Origin of the sequence: Vibrio neptunius, assembly GCA_019339365.1 — a bacterium.
Lineage (GTDB): Bacteria > Pseudomonadota > Gammaproteobacteria > Enterobacterales > Vibrionaceae > Vibrio > Vibrio neptunius.
The window spans coordinates 445,392-463,199 of sequence record CP079859.1 but is presented as its reverse complement, the minus strand read 5'-3'; the positions used below and the strand labels follow the sequence as shown (position 1 = coordinate 463,199).

The window sequence follows — 17,808 nt, the reverse complement described above, 5'->3', positions numbered from 1 at the left end:
TGCTATTCGACACTACGCTTGTTGTTCAATAGCTCTGCGACTAGGGCTTCTAGTGGCTTAGGCTTACCAATAACATAACCTTGTGCGTAATCCACACCCAATTCCACCAGAAGATCAATGATACGATTGTTCTCGACGAATTCAGCAACGGTTTTTTTACCCATCTGTTTAGCTAAATCATTGATTGAACGGACCATTAGGTGATCAACTTCATTGACATCAATGTCGCGTACAAACAAGCCATCAATTTTCACGATATCTACTGGCAGTTTTTTTAGATAACCAAAAGAAGAGAGGCCGGAACCAAAGTCATCGAGTGCAATTTTGCAACCCAATTGCTTGAACTGAGAAAACAGATCGATAGCCTGGTTCATGTTGCTCATTGCCGCTGTTTCTGTGATTTCAAGACAGATTTTCTCGCACGGAACAGAACTGTACTGAAGCTTATCCAACAAGAAGGCAATAAACTCCTTATTTCCCATCGAGTGGCCAGATAAGTTAATAGAACACATGCCAAGATTCGCTAACGCCAAGGGATTGGCAGCTAGCCAGTCTAACGTTTGAGTGACCACTTGTTTATCTAACAATTGAGCAATATTGTAACGCTCTGACGCTGGCATAAAGATACCCGGCGAAATGTATTCCCCTTCGGCATTGCGAATACGGATCAGGATCTCAAAGTGCATCAGTGTATCGTCTTGGTTCAAAGCGATGATCTGCTGAGCAAACAATTCAATACGATCAGTCGCCAGCGCTTTATGTACTAAGCTGACACATTCCATTTCCTGTTCACGTCGACGTAGATCTGCATCATCCTGACAGTAGAGGTTATAGCGGTTGCGCCCTTCCTCTTTGGCGGCATGACAAGCCGTATCAGCCTGAGCATGAACCATTTGCGGAGAGTCCGCAGTATGGTCGATCAAACGTATGCCTATCGAGCAAGTCATGTTGAGACGAATGTCATCCCAGACAAAAGGCTGCTCACCAAGCGTCATCACAATGGTATTGGCAACATTCTTGGCATCACGCTCGGTACAGTCTTTGAGTAACACAGCGAACTCGTCTCCGCCCATACGCGCCAAAATGGCGTTATAAGGTAGCACTTCTTCCAACATACTGGCACAGAACTGAATGGCGGTATCGCCTGCTTCGTGACCTGCCGTGTCATTGAGAACTTTGAGTTGGTCGAGATCCAAATACAACATCGCATGAGTACGTGTGTAGCTTTCTACCTCCAGCAGCGATTTCGCTAGCTCCATTTCGAAATGGTTGCGATTAAACGTTCCAGTCAGCAAATCATGGCGCGCCTGATATTCTAGCTGCTCTGCTAACTTCTTGGTTTCTGTAATGTCCTCACCAACAATCAGTAAATGTCCTGATTCGATAAGTGGACGAATATTCTCTCGAATCCATACTGGTTTGTCATCGGCATGACGGTACTCAATTTCACGCCGCCACACTCCACGCATCGCCTGCTTAGGCTGTAACAATACCTGACGAGGAATAATCGCATCGGTATGCAGATAAAATTCACTCAATCGATGGCCAAGCACTTTATCGGATGAAAAGCCCAATAGCTGCTCCGCAAACTGATTTACCTGTTGGATGCGATTGTGCTCATCAAGAGTAATCATCATCACAGGTTGCTGGTCGTAGTAATGGCTGAGGTTAACTTCTCGCTGGTAGAGTCGAGCCTCAGTTATCTTTCTAGAAGTTATCTCACGCGCTTCAAGAAGATATTCAGCGCCTTGACCTGTCTCTGGTAAAGGTTTTAAAGATACTTCAAGCACCATTGCTCCCTGCTCTGGATGCCAAATTTCCGCTTCAAATTGAGTATTTTGGTTTTTCTGGTGGCCGTTAAAATAACGCTTCAGTTTGTCAACCGCTTGGTCTTCCCAATGCTGATGCTGCCAAATAGGTCTGTCTATACTGAAGTCCTGATGATAAAGAAGATCCTGCAACTTACTGTTGCTTGAAATAGTTCGACCTTGTCCATCAAGTAAACCGATGAAGTGATAGCTCTGGTCAAACACCATCTCAATTAGCGTCTGGCTCTCTTTAGCCAGAGCCTCACTTTTTTTCAATCGGCTCAAGTAATAAATCAAGACCAGAATAACGAGAGAAAGAAAGACGACTAGACTGCCAATCACTTTAAGTTCTTTCTGATACCGAATAGCAAAAGACTGAGGTTTGTTGAACAAGGTTGTCGCTACCTCACCATCGATACCCAATCCCCATTTAACAACAGCTTGATAATCGAGTTTTATTTCAGGAGTACCCACTTCTACTTTGGGTAATTCTCCACTATTCTCCCTGAGTACTTTGAGAAGTTGCTTAGCTGTTTGTTGCCCCTGTGTCCGGCCATTTAAAATAACGCCACCTACAGCCCCATTGCCAAGCCCGAGGTCATGCACCATATAGATAGGAGACTTAGATACCTGATTGAACCTCTTCCAATTTTTATCTGTCGCAATCCGACCTTGCTTATCTCGGTAATACACCCAAAACAACACACTACTGGTAGCATCTAGGTTAGAAGAAAAATCAATTAGCTGCTCATAGCTTTCGGGCACTAACTGTTCAACCATATGCTGATATTGACTATTGATAGCGAGAAAGCGTTCAACTTGTAACCTCACTGCTTCTCCTGTCACCGAGTAGTCACTGACGACATAAATCTTCTCTACTTTCGGTTGAATACGCTCAATCAAGTTAACGTTGTTGTAAATATCGATATCTTCAATCACCCCCGTAGCTCTGAGCTGCGAGTGCATTTGTGGGCTGTAGTTGTTGATGCCTCCAAATATCACTGGAGTACTCCCCACTTCAGGGGCAAGCCGCTGGATGAGATTGAGGGCATTATTGTCACTGACAACGATAGCAGCAAAGGTTTCTTGAGAAAATTTGGTTTGATAGAGCTTATAAAGCTGCTCCAAGTATGCGGGGTTTTGTAGTCGTTTCGAATCTAGATACACCACTCGCGTGGTGATATCTTCCCCTGATAACACGTCTTCAAGGCCATGCTGAAAAGCGTCAGTCCAAAAGAAACCTTGATGATAAGAATGAACAATTAGTACATCTTTGTCTGTCGCATGTGCATGTGAAAGGACTGTCGAAAATATGGCTAGAAGAATCAGGCAAAAGCGCACTAAAATAGCTCTCAGATGAGGTGAACAATTACTTTAATATTATCACTCTTGTTGATATTTTGAACACATACATAGCGTTAAGTAGGGATAAAGATGCAAACTCAACATACCAAACTCGACGAGCTTGACCGAGCGATCTTAAAAACACTAATGGAAAATGCCAAAACCGCCTATGCGGAAATGGCAAAAAAGTTCGAAGTCAGCCCAGCGACTATTCATGTGCGTATCGAAAAAATGAAGGCGGCAAACATCATACAAGGCACAGAAGTCATCGTTGATACCAAAAAGCTGGGCTACGATGTATGTTGCTTTATCGGCATTAACCTCAATGCTGCACGTGACTACCATTCGGCGCTTGAAAAACTCAATGCTTTGGAAGAAGTGGTTGAGGCTTATTACACTACTGGGGCTTATAACATCTTCGTAAAATTGATGTGTCGTTCGATTGAAGAGCTACAGTATGTTCTGATTGATAAACTGCAGGCTATTGACGAAGTGCAATCAACTGAAACCTTAATTTCTCTGCAGAATCCTATCAACCGTAACGTCAATCCATAAACAAAAGGCCCGCATAATGCGAGCCTTTTGTTATTTGGATTCGAAATATTTCTTCAGTTCTTCTGCCGAAATACCTTGCTCTGCGATATTTTTTGCAATTGAAGCAATCTCTTCCTCTTTTCGGTCATCAACCACTTGCTGAAACTGATATACAATATCACGCAACATATGAAGTGGAACTTGCTTCGCCGCACTGCGAATACGCTCGCCACTTTGATTGCCTAGCTCGTTTAACAGTTTCCCAAACATCACTTTTTCAGGAGCATCTTCCAGTTGTTCAAGTACACGAGCCATTTCATAAGTTGTCATCGACATCGAGGTTTAGTATCCAAAATAGTTATTAGAAGTGAAGCTCAAATATACAATGTTTTTTTAGTTGTTCAAAGCAATTAGGCCAAACTTACGCCATTGCTGTATGCCATTTTTTACCCGCTTTACTCATCAGTACAAAAATACCTGGAACAATAATCAACATCTGCACAGCAATCATGACTTGAGGCTCCATTCCCAGTCGCTGTACTGTCCCAACCACTAATCCAGAACCACTCATCTGGAACAAGCCCAATAAAGCGGCTGCAGTTCCAGCCTTGTCGCCAAATGGCGCCAAGGCTTTACCTGCTGCAGCACCCAAAACCAAAGCAAATCCAATCGAAGACAAGAAGATTGGTAACATAAACGCTAAGGCTGTCTGTATCTCAGCTAGGGCCAGCATTGCGATGCCACCGAAACCAAGCGTCATGATGCCCACGACCAATGTTTTATGTGTTCCATGTTTTTCCATAAACTTAGGTGCCGTCATGCAAGTGACGATATTGATCACCGCATTGATACCAAACCACATGGTAAATTCATTCATGGTAAGCCCCTGTTTTTCCATAAGAACAACAGGTGCCGAGGTAACATAAGCTAGAATGACAGACATCGCCAACATACAGAGTGATGCGTGGAATAAGAATGAAGGTGTTTTAACGACCGCTAGATAGCGGCTGAGACGAAATACGGGCTCTTTGCTCGGTGCAGGATTGGTCTCTTTCATACCCATACACATCACAATAAACGCGAGTATGGCAAAGCCAGCCATGAACGAGAAGTTAGAGCGCCAACCAAACTGTTGAGTAAGCCAACTGCCAAGAATTGGAGCTAATGCCGGAATAAAACAAATAGCGCCATTCAAGTAACTGATCATCTTGCCACTTTTTTGTGGTCCAAAAATATCGCGAACTGTTGCAAAAGCTGCCACCGATGTCGCACACGCACCTAAGCCTTGCAGCAGCCTAGCAGCTAGCATCCATTCAATATTTTGAGCCCCCCACGCCAATAAGGCACTCAATGCGTAGATACTAATACCACCCAATGCAACAGTTCGACGTCCTATCTTGTCAGCTAGTGGGCCAGCAAATAATTGACCAACACCCATAGCGAACAAAAACCATGTAATCGTATCTTGCGCAAGTGCGTGTTCCACGTGAAACGCCTGAGAAATCTGAGGTAAAGCAGGCAGATAGATATCAATTGCCAAGGGGCTGAATAGCACCAACAAGGTGAGCAACACCATTTGCATTTTACCGTGATTTTGTTGAGAAGCAGTTTGCACGAAGAAGACTCCCGCATAGAATTGATGAAATTGTTTGCAGTGTAAGCTAGTCTAGATATGACATCCAATGACGCTTTATCATTAAAGATATTCCCTTAAGGAATTTCACGTGCATATAGAAAAACTCGCCCGTCTCGACCTCAACCTTTTAGTCTGCCTCAAAGTACTTGCTGAAGAACTTAATGTCACTCGAGCCGCCCACCGTTTGTGCTTAAGCCAATCGGCGGTCAGTAAAAACCTCGCCAAATTACGCCTACAGTTTGAAGATCCGCTTTTTGTTCGCCACGCTCATGGATTAAAGCCGACACCAAAAACACTGTTCCTCAAGCCCAAACTGGATAGCCTGATTAACCATTTGGAACAAATCACTCAACCAGAACAGTTCGCACCAGACTCGAGTGATCACAAGTTCCAAATTGCCGCTGTAGAAAGTGTGTATCCGTTAATCCTACCCCATTTCTTACCTGAGATTTTTAAGCGGGCACCAGGCGTCACTATCAGCACACATTCTTGGGCAGACCAAACCTTTAAGCAGATTCAACGTGGCGAAATTGATCTTGGTATCACAGGAAAAGACATCGATATCAATGATGCTAAGCTGACCATGTTGCCGCCCAACGATATTTGTGAGCAAGAAATCTATCGAGACAATCAGATGTGTCTGTTGCGCCACAACCACCCGATTCTCTCAGGTAGCTGGAATCTCGATACTTATCTTGAACAAAGGCACGTTCAAGTTCGCTGTGATGGTAATGATCGCTGGTTATTGGATTACAGACTCGCAGACATAGGTAAAGAGCGCGATATCGCCATCACGGTGCCAGACTTTAATAGCGCAGCCAGCCTCTGTTCCTATACCGATTTCATCTTCACAGCACCTAGTCACTTCGTGAAGTTATCGTCTAAGCAACTAGGCCTCACCGTATTGCCTCTACCACTGGAATTCCCTCCGATGGCCTACACCTTGTTCTGGCATCGAGACAGAGAAAATGATCCTGCGTTGTCTTGGTTACGTCGAATAATTACAGATAAAACCACTGCATTGAGATGATTTGCAGGCTGACGGTAAAAGGAGTAGCTTATTGCCACATCGTCCGCTTTTTTGAAAGGACGCGTGAATAAATGATAAAGGATTAATAGATGCTTACCACTACTGAACAACGTTTGGCGGCCATTCGTGAATGGCTGGTTCAGCACAATATAGATGCGTTGCTCATCCCACATGAAGATGAGTACCTAGGCGAATATGTGCCCGCTCATAACGAACGCTTGCACTGGTTGACGGGCTTTACTGGTTCTGCGGGTGCTGCAGTAATTACACAAGACAAAGCAGCAATGTTTGTCGATGGCCGCTACACCGTTCAGGTGACCAAAGAAGTACCAGCCGATCTATTTGAATACCGTCACTTGATCGAAGAGCCAGCTTTGAACTGGGTGAAAGACCAACTTTCTCAAGGCCAAACGGTCGCGATAGACCCAAGAATGCACAATTCCGCTTGGCTAACGATGGCACAATCAAAGCTTGCAGGTTCACTGGAACTAAAAGTACTTGCTAGTAACCCTATCGACGAACTTTGGCATGACCGCCCTGCTCCCGTCGTTTCAGACGTACGTCTGATGGCGACAGAAGCCGTGGGGCAATCATGTGAGTCTAAGCGAAAAGAGATTGCCCAGCTCGTCGCTCAGGCAGGCGCCGATAGCGCGGTAATAACCGCTTTGGATTCCGTCTGCTGGCTGCTCAACGTGCGCGGTTTAGATGTATCTCGTCTTCCTGTTTTGTTATCACATGTCATTCTCCATGCCGATTCAACTTTGGAATATTTCCTAGACCCTACTCGCTTACCTGAAGGTTTCGCTCAACACGTAGGTGAAGGCGTAAGTGTGCATCACCCAGAAGCCCTACAAACGCGCCTCGAAGCTTTGTCAGGAAAAAGTGTCTTAGTCGATCCAGCAACAAGCAACGCATGGTTTAAATTGGTACTTCAGAATAGTGGTGCTAACGTTGTAAGTGCTGCCGATCCTTGTCTTATGCCAAAAGCAGCGAAAAACGCTGTTGAAATTGCTGGTATGAAAGCGTGTCATATTCGTGATGGCGTTGCGATGAGTCAGTTTTTGTGTTGGCTAGATGATGAAGTAGCAAATGAAAGACTGCATGATGAAGCTACTTTGTCAGACAAGCTGGAATCATTCCGTAGACAAGATCCAACCTTGATGGATCTTAGCTTTGATACGATTTCCGCAGCTGGCGGAAACGCAGCCATGTGTCACTACAATCATGAGAATCAGCCTGAACCTGGTAAGCTAGAACTCAATACACTTTACTTGGTCGACTCTGGCGGTCAGTACCTCGATGGCACTACAGACATCACCCGTACAATCGCTATTGGTCAACCAAGTGACGAAATGATTAAGCAATTCACACTAGCACTGAAAGGCCATATTGGTGTTGCTCGTGCACGCTTCCCGAAAGGCACACGTGGTTATCAGATTGACACATTAGCACGCCAACATTTGTGGGCTGAGGGGTTTGATTATGACCATGGCACAGGCCATGGTGTGGGCCACTTCCTCAATGTCCATGAAGGCCCTGCCAGTATATCGAAGCGACAGATTGATGTTCCTTTAGTCGAAGGCATGGTGCTTTCAAACGAGCCGGGCTATTACCGCGCTGATGCTTTTGGTATTCGTATCGAAAACCTTGAACTGGTCGTAGAAACAAAAACTAACGGCGATTTCCCAGTCCTTTGTTTCGAGTCCCTGACTCGTTGTCCGATTGATACTAGAAACATCAATGTCGACATGTTGACTAAGCCAGAGTTGAATTGGGTAAATGAGTATCACCAAAAAGTTTGGAACGATCTCAGCCCATTAGTACAAGGTGATGTTAAAACTTGGTTGGAAAAAGCAACTCAACCAATAGCACATAGCTGATCGCTATTTCAGGAAATAAAAAGCTCTCCATTGGAGAGCTTCTATTGATGTTTCACGTGAAACATAACAGCCTTTACGATTCACCCAGAGTAAACTGAGTGCCAGTCTTTCCAAACAGGGTCAAACCCTTTCGCTCTAATCATCGCCTCTACTGAACCAGCGCTTCTTTCATCACTTATCTCAAACTGTTCTAATTCTGCTTCTCCATTCGCATAGCCACCGGGTTGAGTCTTCGATGCGGCGGACATTGACGTAACACCAAGCGGCAAAACATTGTCTCTAAATTCCGGTGACTCGCGAGTAGACAATGACAGTTCAACTTCAGGATTCAGTAAGCGGAATGCACAAATAAGCTGTACTAGTTGTTTGTCTGTCATCACTGACTTAGGTTGAAGCGCACCCTCGCAAGGCCTTAAACGCGGGAAAGAGATCGAGTATCGAGTTTGCCAATAGGTGCGTTCAAGATAATCGAGATGCGCAGCTACATAAAAGCAGTCAGTTCGCCATTCTTCTAGCCCAATTAATGCACCAATTCCTATCTTATCAATACCTGCTTTTGCTAACCGATCCGGAGTTTCCAAGCGATATTCAAAATCCGTTTTGTTGCCACGCAAATGATGTTCCGCATACGTCGAAGGGTGATAAGTTTCCTGATACACCATGACAGCATCGAGACCTAATGTTTTGAGTTCTGCGTACTGATCTTGTTCAAGCGGCTGCACTTCCATCGCTAAATAATTAAATTTCTCTTTTATGACGGGCAACATCTCACGGAAATAATTCATCCCGACTTTAGTTTCATGCTCACCAGTGACTAGGAGAACGCTATCAAACTTCATGCGTTTAATGGCTTCCACCTCGGCTTGGATTTCATCCTTATTCAATGTTCGCCGTTTAATACGATTCTCCATTGAAAAGCCACAATAGGTACAAGCATTAGCGCACAAATTCGATAAGTATAGGGGAATGTACAATGACAGCGTATTACCAAATCGCTTTCTAGTTAATACGTAAGACAGCTGTGCCATTTGCTCCAAGTAGGGTTCAGCTGCTGGTGATAGTAGCGCCTTGAAATCTTCCAGATCTCGTTTGGGTTTCGCTAGCGCTCGCTCAACATCCTTAGCTGTCTTGGCATAAATTGACATCGAAATGTCATCCCAACTCAGCTTTTTGAATTGTTCAACAAAAGTCATTCTCAATACCTACTTTAACTACAGTTCATCGAGAAAAGACGTCAACGGACTTGATGCCACCGCATGAGAGACCTGGCCCGCTAAACCGGCTTCATACGCCATTCGCCCAGATTCAACGGCCATTTTAAATGCAATCGACATCGTAACCGGGTCGGCTGCGGCAGCAATCGCAGTATTGACCAATACGGCGTCAGCACCCATTTCCATCGCGCGCGCTGCATGGGAAGGTGCGCCAATACCAGCATCGACAACAACAGGAACGTTAGCTTGGTCAATAATGATCTCAAGAAAATCGTGCGATGCTATGCCCTTATTTGAGCCAATTGGAGCTCCTAAAGGCATCACTGCTGCACACCCTACCTCTTCCAATCGCTTACATAAAACAGGATCAGCATGACAGTAAGGCAGTACCGTAAACCCATCTTTGACCAGTTGCTCCGCTGCAGATAGCGTTTCTATCGGATCAGGCATTAGATACTTAGGATCTGGATGAATCTCGAGTTTGAGCCAATTTGTTCCCAGAGCCTCTCTTGCTAAGTGTGCGGCAAATACCGCATCTTTGGCATTTTTTGCTCCCGAAGTGTTAGGCAATAAATGCACTCCTGCTTCAGTTAAAGGCTGAAGAATATCATCTTGTTGATCGTGTATATCAACACGCTTCAAAGCCATGGTGGCCAATTGTGAGCCCGACACCTTAATCGCCTGTTCCATTAAAAATTTGTTGGCAAACTTTCCAGTGCCCGTAAACAGTCGTGACTTGAATTCTCTATCTGCAATCTTAAGCATCGTTGTTACCCTCCAGCAATGGCTTGAAAAAGTGAAATCGCATCGCCTTCATTTAGGCAAGTGGTTGGCCAATCACTACGTGGCACAACGGTATTGTTAATAGCAAACACGCATCCCACTTCAGGCAGTGAGAACTGCTGAATGATGTTTTCTAGGCTCGCGCCTGCGCTGACACGCTGAGACTGTTCGTTGATGATTATGTGTATCTCACTCATTGCTTCACTTCTTGATTATGTCATTTGGTTGTTATTGACTGCACACCGTACACTGCCGGTCGCGTGCAATCGTCATCACTTGCCAGTTAAGTTTTAATCCATTGAATAAGTGCAATTGGCCAATTGGAAAATCAAAATGTCCTAATGCCAATTTCTGTAATGTCGCTAATGCTTGATAGTTGCCTAAGGTGCCGACGACAGGACCCATGATTCCATTTTCACTGCATTTGCTTGGTTTGCTTAGCTCATCAAAGGGGTAGAGGCAGCGATAGCATCCAGACTCCTTGTTCGATGAATAATCGAAGACCGTAAATTGTCCTTGCCAACCAATAGCGGCAGCGGAAACAAGCGGCTTACTTTGTTGGTAGCAAACTAAGTTGACCAACTGACGAGTTTGAATATTGTCAGTACAATCCAACACCACATCCGCTAACATCACTTCTAGTGCTAATTGAGATGCTGATAGCCGCTTTCCGATGGTGCGTATTTGCACACCAGAGTTAAGCTGGTTTAACTGTTGGCGTATGGCCTCTGTTTTGGCTTTACCGAGATTGTCCTCACGATAGACAATTTGACGTTGTAGATTACTAGAATCAACATCATCATCATCGACCAACACCATTCGCCCTACTCCAGCTGCAGCTAAATACAGACTCGCTGCACTGCCTAATCCGCCACAGCCAATAATCAAAACATGCGATTGAGTAATCTTTTCCTGCCCATATTCACCAATTTCCGGCAGTGAAATCTGCCTTTGATAACGTAGGAAGTCTTGGTCACTTAGCATGCAGAAACCTCTTTCAAAACATCAACACTAATGTTTCTCCGCTCATCGGTTGTTAACTGAGTAAAGAATTCAATCGCCTGTTCCAGTGATGGCGCGTTAGTGATAGCACTCACCAGCGCCAAGCTAGTAACCCCACAATTCCAAACTGAACGCGCATTGGATTGAGTAATACCACCAATCGCGACGGTAGGTACGCCTGTCGAATTTATATAAGGCATGGTATTAACCAGCTTTTGATAGAGTGCAAGTTTCACTAGCCCTTGAGGGTTGGTTGCGATTTGTTTCGTCTGGGTAGGAAAAATATGACCCAAAGCGAGATAACTTGGATTAGTCTGTGCAACTCGAAGCAACTCATAATAACCGTGGGTCGATAACCCTAAACGCAAATTGGCTTTAGCTAATTCAGCTAAGTTGCTTTCCTCAATATCCTCTTGACCCAGATGAACACCATAAGCCTGATGTTTAATTGCTAGGCGCCAGTGATCATTGATAAAAACCTGAGCATCATGTCGACGACCAAGTGCAACCGCATCTTTAATTTGTTGCTCCAAATCATTTGCCAGTGGTTCTTTAATTCTCAGCTGAACCGTTTTGACACCACTTTCTAAAAGCTTTTTGACCCAGCCAATGCTATCAACAACTGGGTACAGCCCTAAATCACATTTAGATACGGATGGAAATGCCAATTGGTGACCTGATTTAATCCAGCCAGCGCTAATTCCTAGTCGGTAATCTTCGAGAACAGGGGATGGAAAGTCGACAATGTTCTCTGCCCATGTTTCACGTGAAACATTCGCCATGGCTCGTGCAAGTGTAAGAGCATCTTCAAGTGTAAATGCCAAGCTGATGAGGGTAACAACCCATGCAAAGTGACGTTTACGATCAAACTCTGATTGATTGACTGAACTCGATAATGCACATACTTGATCACGACTAGTGTCTAACCAAATATCTAGCACCTGATTTACATCCAAGACATTAATGTAAACGTGAGATAAAGCTATTTTGGGCCTAGATGGCTTGATAGTGATGCCAGAGCAATACTCGATAAAGTACGTACGTTCATCGCCCACCACACCGGACTCCACTAAATCTGTAGACAGCTTTGTCCATTCTGAGCCATGAGATATTTGAACTGTTTGAGCTGGACTGACGCCCAGCTCAATGTTTTCTATCTCGAAGCCTTTTTCCTTGGCCAGCTGTAAGCATTGCTCAATTTCAGGTTTGACATCAGCTAACGCTGTAGGAATAAGGATCTTTGCCATTACTCCTCCGTTACAGCCGTAGCAGCGGGATGGTAAAGCTCTGAGCCCGTGTCACGAAACTCCTTCGACTTCTGACGCATACCTTCAAGTGGATCATCCAACATTTTGACACTGATCGCTTGGTCCGCTGCTACTTGCTCAGTATCTTTGGCGTATTCACGTACTTCTTGTGAGATCTTCATTGAGCAGAATTTTGGACCACACATAGAGCAGAAATGGGCGACTTTACCCGATTCTTGAGGCAGGGTTTCATCATGGAAAGCACGTGCGGTATCAGGATCGAGCGCAAGGTTAAACTGGTCTTCCCAACGGAACTCAAATCGTGCTTTTGACAGTGCATTATCGCGCACTTGTGCTCCTGGGTGCCCTTTAGCTAAGTCGGCAGCGTGCGCGGCAAGTTTATAGGTAATCAGCCCAGTTTTTACATCTTCTTTATTAGGCAGGCCTAAGTGTTCTTTTGGGGTCACATAACACAGCATTGCACACCCGTACCAACCGATCATCGCCGCACCAATACCTGATGTAATGTGGTCATAGCCCGGAGCAATATCTGTGGTTAGAGGGCCGAGCGTATAGAAAGGGGCTTCATGGCAATGCTCTAGCTGCTCTTCCATGTTCTCTTTAATCATATGCATTGGCACATGCCCTGGGCCTTCAATTATCACCTGAACATCATACTCCCATGCGATCTTTGTAAGCTCTCCAAGGGTGCGTAATTCTGCAAACTGGGCTTCATCATTTGCATCGGCGACAGAGCCAGGGCGCAGGCCATCACCAAGCGATAGCGCCACATCGTATTTAGCACAGATTTCACAGATCTCGCGGAAGTTGGTATAGAGGAAGCTTTCCTGATGATGAGCAAGACACCATTTAGCAATGATAGAACCACCGCGTGAAACAATGCCTGTCACGCGTTTGGCTGTCATAGGTACATAGCGAAGGAGTAAGCCCGCATGGATAGTAAAGTAATCGACGCCCTGCTCCGCTTGCTCAATTAAAGTGTCACGCATTACCTCCCAATTGAGATTTTCGGCAATGCCGTTCACTTTCTCCAATGCTTGATACATAGGTACTGTACCAATTGGGACAGGGCTATTACGCAGAATCCATTCACGAGTCTCGTGAATATTACGACCAGTAGACAAATCCATCACTGTATCGCCCCCCAACGTGTCGACCACACCAGCTTTTCAACTTCTTCCTCAATTGATGAGGTCACAGAGGAGTTACCAATATTGGCGTTTACCTTCACAAGAAAGTTACGGCCAATGATCATAGGCTCAGATTCTGGGTGATTGATGTTTGAAGGGATAATGGCACGACCCTCGGCGACTTCTTTTCGCACGAATTCAGAGCTGATTTCGTCGGGAAGATTGGCACCAAAACTTTGCCCAGGGTGCTGCTGATTGAGAACCTGATCGCGATACTTTGCGCGGCCCATATTTTCGCGCAATGCAATGTACTCCATCTCAGGTGTGATAATGCCTTTGCGGGCATAGTGCAGCTGAGTAACGCATTGGCCATCTTTCGCACGGCGGATGCGTGGCAAGTTGCCATATCGAAGCTCATCGAGCGTTTCATCTTCCAATCGCTGCTTGGTGTATACAGAGCTGACATCATCGAGTACTTCTGTATCGCTACGTTCTTCTATCCATTCCTCTCTCAGTTTAGGTAAGCCACTGTACAGGTCTATTGTATGCGTAGGATCGGTATAGACGCCTGAAGTATCATAGACACGTACTGGCTCATTTGGCTCAAAAATTGGAGAGTCTTTGGTGCCCCCAATCAAACTATCTGCGAGAGATATTTCGCGCATCGGGACACGAATGTCAGGGCGTGAACCCTCAACGTATACTTTGCGAGAATTTGGGTACGGTTGTACAGAAAGAGAATCAATGAACTGTTTTGCTTCCAGTCTCGCTTGCTTGCGACTCGACATAGCATTTTTCCTTGCTTTGTTATTCTAGATAAAAAGATTTTGGATAAAAATGCTTGGCGGATAGATGCGACAAGAGGAGTCAAAATACAGGTGATGCGACTAGAGTGTTAACTAATGATCACCGAAACAACTTCGACTATTTGATAGATGCACCCAGAGAGAATTCTGGTGTAGGTATCGTCTCTTGTTCCCTTCGCAGGTGTTAGCCTGATCAGGTTCAACGGATCCCGAATTAACGGTCTCAGCCTTATGGCACTCCGACAAGTAAAGTCAGTATATAAAAACGGCCTGGTGAAACCAAGCCGAGTTGTCTATTTTTAGAACAATTTTATCAAGTATTAGCTTTTGATCAGAATTTGAAAGCCTATCCAAGCCGCCGATATACTCAAGACAACATTGAGCAGTACATTTATCCCCATCTTGAAAAGTGCACCTTGCTGCATAAGAAGTACATTATCCATGGAAAAGGTTGAGAAGGTGGTCAGCGCGCCAAGGAAGCCTAGGCCGATGATTTGACGCCATGGTTCGGTGGCCAACACTTCATTTTCAAATGCGGCAATCAACAAGCCCATAATAAATGAACCCACAACGTTGACCGTGAGCGTACCATAGGGGAAACCTCGCCCGAGCAATACCGCACAAAACTCCGAAACTAAGTATCGCGAGCATGCACCAAATGCACCACCCAATGCGATAAATCCAAGTATAGAAAGTTGTCCCATGGTTCCTCCTGTCACATTCTGCCGTATTGTATCTGGAATAAGGCTATTTTCGAATCAAAATCGCAACACATTATCTCAAATTAATTTTGAGATTTAAAAAGTTACAGGAGTCACTTTACCTCGATGTAACCCATTAGTCCGGTTTTCATGTGTTCAATAACGTGGCAGTGATACATCCAGCGCCCTGGATTATCGGCAACAAACGCCGCTTTGGCTCTGCCGTTTTTGCCTAGTAGTACGGTATCGGTATGGAACGGTTCAGCAATCTTTTTACCGTCCATTTCCAGAACAGTGAATGTATGACCATGAATATGAATTGGGTGGTGATATTGGGTAACGTTCTTCAAATCAAATATATAAGTTTTACCGTACGCGAGCGTCGCCAACGGAGCCGGGATGTTATCTTTACTCATGCCTTCCCACGCTCTCTTATTGGTTAACCAGAACTTGGGCATAGCTTTACCATCTTTACTCGTTGGAGTAACCGCTCCCTCCCACTCAAAAACAAAGTCAATTTCCTCAGCATTAGCCAAATCAAGCTGAGGCACTGGATTCAATGGTAACTTGGGCAACGGTTGACACTCAGGTAAAGAGGATTCGACAACTTCGAATTCACACAAAGGAAATGGGAAACGTCCCTTCATTTGACGAACATAGACACGCTCACCAGCTTGAGGAGCAATAAGACCTATATCAACCCTCATTCCTGGGCCAACTTTATGCTGAGATAGCTTATAGGGTGTTTTTACGGGGTTACCATCAATAGCGATGACCCATGCCTCAGCACCTTCCACTACAATCGGGTAGGTAATGGTATTGTCGACGTTGGCGATTCGTAACCGTGTCGTTGCTCTGGTCTTGAGTTGGTAAATCGGCTCATGTACTCCATTCACACTGCTCCACTCCCCGGGGTGCCCATTCGCGCACTCATACGCGGGATCATTAAGTCTTTCCACTGGCCTTTTTTATCGAGGTGCCAGTGCTTGAGCATCAACTCGTGTTCTTCATCGAAGATAACAGGCTGACTTTCTTCGACAATGATCAGCCCAACCAACCCCATTCCAAGCTGCTTAACACTGTTCATGTGCGGGTGATACCAGAATGTGCCGGCATCAGGTGGTGTAAATTCATAGCTGAAAGTCTCACCTGGCATGATAGGAGGCTGGCTAAGGAATGGAACACCATCCATTTCAATCGGTATTCTCAGGCCATGCCAATGGATAGTAGTAGGCTCTGATAGCTTATTAGTGAATCTTATGATGACAGGCTCACCTTGACGACAACGAATCGTTGGGGCTGGAATCTGTCCATTGAATCCAAGCACTTGGGTTTGATAACCAGGCACCAATTCTGCAGTAGCAGGTTCAGCCGTTATATCGTAGACATAACGCCCCTCAGGATCGGTTGAACGATTGACTGAGCAAGCGGGCAAAATACTGAGCGCCGAAATGGCGAGTGAGGATTGCAGGAAGCGACGACGAGAAATTTCCATATACTGATAACTTTTAGTGATGCATCTGCAAAATGTAACAAACTATTAGTAATAATTCTCAACAAGAGAGCAAGTTTTGGCAAGCCACGATAAATTGGATGTACCAATTTGGAGTTGGCTAAAGAAATATCTCATTCATTGCTGCTCAATCTAAAAGAGTACTGGCCTATACGACTTTAGCGGTTAGGGGAATATAGGGGCAGATGCTCTGCTCTTTTAGCTGGGACTCGCAGTCGACATGAGATGACTATTCATATTTCATATATCATATGCTCTAGAAGATAGAAATACCTGATATGTATTGCTTGGTAATTAGGGAAATCAGTAAACAGTGAAATGAAAAAGGCTTCAGTTTTTCGACTAGAGCCTTAAAGATGGCAGGGGTGGAGAGATTCAGCTCCCAACACGCGCTATTTTTGGTAAATCGGGGAATCCGCTGCTCTGCCAATTGAATAGTTCAACTTCAAAAAGTAAAAAGGCTCCAGTCTTTCGACTAGAGCCTTAAAGATGGCAGGGGTGGAGAGATTCGAACTCCCAACACGCGCTATTTTTGGTAAGTCGGGGAATCCGCTGCTCTGCCAATTGAATAGTTCAACATCAAAAAGTAAAAAGGCTCCAGTCTTTCGACTAGAGCCTTAGAGATGGCAGGGGTGGAAAAACTCGAGCTTTTAACACGCGCGTCTTTGGTAGTGGCGGAATCCGCTGCTCGTTCCTAGCTACAAAAGAAAAGGCTCTAGCATTTCTGCTAGAGCCTTAAATGTGGCAGGGGTGGAGAGATTCGAACTCCCAACACGCGGATTTGGAATCCGCTGCTCTGCCAATTGGAGCTACACCCCTGTAGATGCTTAAGCATACATATTGTAGATTCAAAAAAACCTCGCTAAAGCGAGGTTCTTAAAATAAGTGGCGGAGCGGACGGGACTCGAACCCGCGACCCCCGGCGTGACAGGCCGGTATTCTAACCAACTGAACTACCGCTCCGCACTGGTTAGACTCTTGAGTCTAAATTTAAAGCCTGGCGATGTCCTACTCTCACATGGGGAAGCCCCACACTACCATCGGCGCTATTGCGTTTCACTTCTGAGTTCGGCATGGAATCAGGTGGGTCCACAACGCTATGGTCGCCAAGCAAATTCTTTAATTCGGAAAGCTGCTTTCTCTTATACTAAGAGCGTGT

General features: G+C 45.1%; 12 protein-coding genes, 2 tRNA genes, 1 rRNA gene, 2 pseudogenes and 1 riboswitch. Of the genes and pseudogenes, 3 read left to right on the top strand and 14 right to left on the bottom strand.

What is annotated here, in order from left to right:
• Positions 1–2: 2 nt before the first annotated feature.
• A complete protein-coding gene (locus tag KW548_02230; GenBank protein QXX06948.1) occupies positions 3–3,149 on the bottom strand; it encodes an EAL domain-containing protein in 3,147 nt (1,048 codons plus the stop codon).
• A 93-nt stretch (positions 3,150–3,242) separates the two neighbouring features.
• Here KW548_02230 and asnC point away from each other — a divergent pair, with 93 nt between their 5' ends.
• Complete coding sequence (asnC, locus tag KW548_02225; protein ID QXX06947.1) at positions 3,243–3,707, top strand: transcriptional regulator AsnC; 465 nt, start codon at positions 3,243–3,245, stop codon at positions 3,705–3,707.
• A 30-nt stretch (positions 3,708–3,737) separates the two neighbouring features.
• On the opposite strand, the gene KW548_02220 is transcribed toward asnC, so the two are convergent.
• Positions 3,738–4,022: a hypothetical protein gene (locus KW548_02220; GenBank protein QXX06946.1), complete on the bottom strand. Its 285-nt coding sequence runs from the start codon at positions 4,020–4,022 to the stop codon at positions 3,738–3,740.
• 85 nt (positions 4,023–4,107) lie between these two features.
• Positions 4,108–5,301, bottom strand: a complete 1,194-nt coding sequence (locus tag KW548_02215) for a multidrug effflux MFS transporter (GenBank protein ID QXX06945.1) — start codon at positions 5,299–5,301, stop codon at positions 4,108–4,110.
• A gap of 109 nt (positions 5,302–5,410) precedes the next feature.
• Here KW548_02215 and KW548_02210 point away from each other — a divergent pair, with 109 nt between their 5' ends.
• Complete coding sequence (locus KW548_02210; GenBank protein ID QXX06944.1) at positions 5,411–6,352, top strand: LysR family transcriptional regulator; 942 nt, start codon at positions 5,411–5,413, stop codon at positions 6,350–6,352.
• 89 nt (positions 6,353–6,441) lie between these two features.
• Positions 6,442–8,232, top strand: coding sequence for an aminopeptidase P family protein (locus KW548_02205; GenBank protein ID QXX06943.1), 1,791 nt, complete (start codon positions 6,442–6,444; stop codon positions 8,230–8,232).
• 80 nt (positions 8,233–8,312) lie between these two features.
• Here KW548_02205 and thiH read toward each other — a convergent pair whose 3' ends face one another.
• The 11 genes and pseudogenes from thiH to rrf all read right to left on the bottom strand — a co-directional run bounded on the left by thiH (position 8,313) and on the right by rrf (position 17,760).
• Complete coding sequence (gene thiH / locus KW548_02200) at positions 8,313–9,425, bottom strand: 2-iminoacetate synthase ThiH (protein QXX06942.1); 1,113 nt, start codon at positions 9,423–9,425, stop codon at positions 8,313–8,315.
• Between the two features lie 18 nt (positions 9,426–9,443).
• The gene (locus KW548_02195; protein ID QXX06941.1) at positions 9,444–10,211 is read right to left on the bottom strand and encodes a thiazole synthase; all 768 of its coding nucleotides are present in this window, start codon (positions 10,209–10,211) and stop codon (positions 9,444–9,446) included.
• A gap of 5 nt (positions 10,212–10,216) precedes the next feature.
• The gene (thiS, locus tag KW548_02190) at positions 10,217–10,426 is read right to left on the bottom strand and encodes a sulfur carrier protein ThiS (GenBank protein QXX06940.1); all 210 of its coding nucleotides are present in this window, start codon (positions 10,424–10,426) and stop codon (positions 10,217–10,219) included.
• Between the two features lie 31 nt (positions 10,427–10,457).
• Complete coding sequence (locus tag KW548_02185; protein QXX06939.1) at positions 10,458–11,213, bottom strand: HesA/MoeB/ThiF family protein; 756 nt, start codon at positions 11,211–11,213, stop codon at positions 10,458–10,460.
• The gene (locus KW548_02180; GenBank protein QXX06938.1) at positions 11,207–12,478 is read right to left on the bottom strand and encodes a thiamine phosphate synthase; all 1,272 of its coding nucleotides are present in this window, start codon (positions 12,476–12,478) and stop codon (positions 11,207–11,209) included. The genes KW548_02185 and KW548_02180 overlap by 7 nt, the downstream gene beginning before the upstream one ends.
• Positions 12,478–14,417 (bottom strand): annotated as a pseudogene (gene thiC, locus KW548_02175) (phosphomethylpyrimidine synthase ThiC). Before thiC ends, KW548_02180 begins: the two are co-directional and overlap by 1 nt.
• 171 nt (positions 14,418–14,588) lie before the next feature.
• Positions 14,589–14,687: riboswitch (TPP riboswitch) on the bottom strand.
• Positions 14,688–14,755: 68 nt separating this feature from the next.
• On the bottom strand, positions 14,756–15,139 hold the full coding sequence (gene crcB / locus KW548_02170) for a fluoride efflux transporter CrcB (protein ID QXX06937.1): 384 nt from the start codon (positions 15,137–15,139) through the stop codon (positions 14,756–14,758).
• Positions 15,140–15,249: 110 nt separating this feature from the next.
• Positions 15,250–16,631: pseudogene (locus KW548_02165) on the bottom strand (multicopper oxidase family protein).
• A 760-nt stretch (positions 16,632–17,391) separates the two neighbouring features.
• Positions 17,392–17,468, bottom strand: a tRNA-Trp gene (locus KW548_02160).
• Positions 17,469–17,535: 67 nt separating this feature from the next.
• Positions 17,536–17,612, bottom strand: a tRNA-Asp gene (locus KW548_02155).
• A gap of 32 nt (positions 17,613–17,644) precedes the next feature.
• A 5S ribosomal RNA gene (gene rrf, locus KW548_02150) occupies positions 17,645–17,760 on the bottom strand.
• Between the last annotated feature and the right edge of the window lie 48 nt (positions 17,761–17,808).